The 2,114-nt window shown below is 70.1% G+C and carries 2 protein-coding genes; both read right to left on the bottom strand.

Going from position 1 to position 2,114, the window contains the following annotated elements; all coding sequences use genetic code 11:
• Positions 1–19 precede the first annotated feature (19 nt).
• Positions 20–826 (bottom strand): IS21-like element helper ATPase IstB, encoded by an 807-nt coding sequence (istB, locus tag IE275_RS45635; RefSeq protein WP_189718599.1) that lies wholly within the window; start codon positions 824–826, stop codon positions 20–22.
• A complete protein-coding gene (gene istA, locus IE275_RS45630; protein WP_189718598.1) occupies positions 826–2,076 on the bottom strand; it encodes an IS21 family transposase in 1,251 nt (416 codons plus the stop codon). Before istA ends, istB begins: the two co-directional genes overlap by 1 nt.
• Between the last annotated feature and the right edge of the window lie 38 nt (positions 2,077–2,114).

The raw sequence follows: 2,114 nt of genomic DNA, 5'->3' as shown, positions 1-2,114 counted from the left end.
CTGCGTCAGTTGATGTTGGTCATTCCCCGGTGTTGGCGGCGGGAACCCGTCCGAGGTCGCGGCCGCGCATGCGATAGCTGTCGCCCTTCAGCGAGATCACCTCGGCATGGTGGACGAGTCGGTCGATCATCGCGGCGGCGACGGTGTCGTCGCCGAAGACCTCGCCCCAGCGCCCGAAAGGCTTGTTGCTGGTCACGATCACCGAGGCGCGTTCGTAGCGGCCCGAGATGAACTGGAAGAACAGGTTCGCGGCCTCGGGTTCGAAGGGGATGTAGCCCACTTCGTCGACCACGATCAGCGGGATCCGTCCCAGCCGGGTCAACTCGTCGCTCAGACGACCTGCTTGGTGGGCTTCGGCGAGGCGGGTGACCCACTGGGCGGCGGTGCCGAAGGCGACCCGGTGGCCGGCCTGGCAGGCCCGGATGCCGAGCCCGGTGGCGAGGTGGGTCTTGCCGGTGCCGGGCGGTCCCAGGAAGATCACGTTCTCCTTTCCGGCGACGAAGTCCAGCGTCCCCAGATGGGCGATGACCTCGCGTTTCACGGACCGCTGGTGGTCGAAGTCGAAGTCCTCCAGCGACTTGCGGGAGGGAAAACGGGCCGCCCGGATGCGTCCCTCGGCGCCGTGGGAGTCGCGGGCTGCGACCTCCCTCTGCAGGCAGGCGGCCAGATACTCCTCGTGGCTCCAGCCCTCGTCCCGGGCCCGCTCGGCAAGCCGGGCGGCCGCGTCCCGCAGGGCCGGGGCCTTCAACGCCTTGGTCAGATAGATCAGTTCGGAGCCGACGTCGCGGCCGGTCCCGGCCTGGTTCGTGCCGTTCTTCGTGCTCATCACGCTGCCCCTTCACCCGTGCTCAGCCCGCCGTCGATGACGCCGAAGATCCGGTCGTAGGTGTCCAGCGACCGTTCCTCGACCTCTGTCACGTCCACCGGCGCCGGTTTCGTGCCGGCGGCCTTCTTGCGGGCGGCCGCGGCAGCAGCCGCGTGGTCCGGGTCGGTGATGGTCTGGTGGCGGGCCCAGCTGCGGGCATGGCGGGCAACCTCGACGCCGTCGCAGGTCACCAGGACCTGGTCCAGGTCGGCGGCAACCTCAATGCGGCGGCCGACGGCCAGCGGATGCACCGAGTAGTCGCAGGTGTCCAGGCGGACATAGTGGTCCCGGGGCAGCCGCAGCGACGCCTTCCACCAGCCCGGCGGAGCGATCGGCGGCAGGGCCAGCATCCGCGAGCGGTCCGCTTCCAGCCGGTCCGCCGGGCGGGCCTGCAAAGTGCGGTGGATGCGCCGGTTCGCCCTGGTCAGCCAGTCGGCGAGCTGGATGTTGAAGTCCGCCGGCGAGGTGAACACCCGCCCGGGCAGGAACGACGTCTCCAGATAGCCGTTGGCCCGCTCGACCAGGCCCTTCGACTCAGGATCCCGTGGCCTGCAGAGCAGGAACTTGACGCCCAGCAGCCCGGCGAACGCAGCGAAGTCGTCGGTCAGTTGGGGACCGCCGGACCGCCAGGACCCGACGGCTCCCTCGTTGTCCCAGACCAGCACCCTCGGGACGGCGCCCAGCTCGGTCAGCAGCCGCCAGTGCCCGGCGATCAGGTCGGCCGCAGACCTCGAGGGCAGCATCCGGGCGGTGATCCACCGCGAGTAGCCCGCGACCATGACCAGCACCGGCGGCCGCCCGACCTGACCGAAGCCCAGCGGGATGTCCGCCGGCGGGAACCACAGGTCGCACTGACCGATCTCGCCCGGCTCATAGACCGTCCGCGACGCCGGATCCGCAGGCCGATAGGACGGCCGCAGGTCCCTGACCCGGTCCTTCAGCACCGTCAGACCCCGGTCCCAGCCGATCCGTTCCGCGATCACCGTCGCCGGCATCTCAGGCCACTGCTCGAGCAGTTCACGGATCTGCGGCTCGACCGCGTCCACGATCGAGCCCTTCGGCGCCCGCTGATACTTCGGCGGCGCGTCGTCCGCGATCGCCCTGCGGACAGTGTTCCTCGCGATCCCCAGCTTCCTCGCGATCGCCCGCACCGGCATCTGCTCGGCCCGGTGAAGCCGGCGGATCTCCGCCCAGTCCTCCACGCTGATCACCACTCCTCCCGGTCTGACTCAACGAGCCAGACCCTTGG

It is taken from the genome of Streptomyces phaeofaciens (assembly GCF_014648915.1).
GTDB lineage: Bacteria > Actinomycetota > Actinomycetes > Streptomycetales > Streptomycetaceae > Streptomyces > Streptomyces phaeofaciens.
Note: the sequence above shows the minus strand (reverse complement) of the source record. Positions and strands in the feature narration are given on the sequence as shown.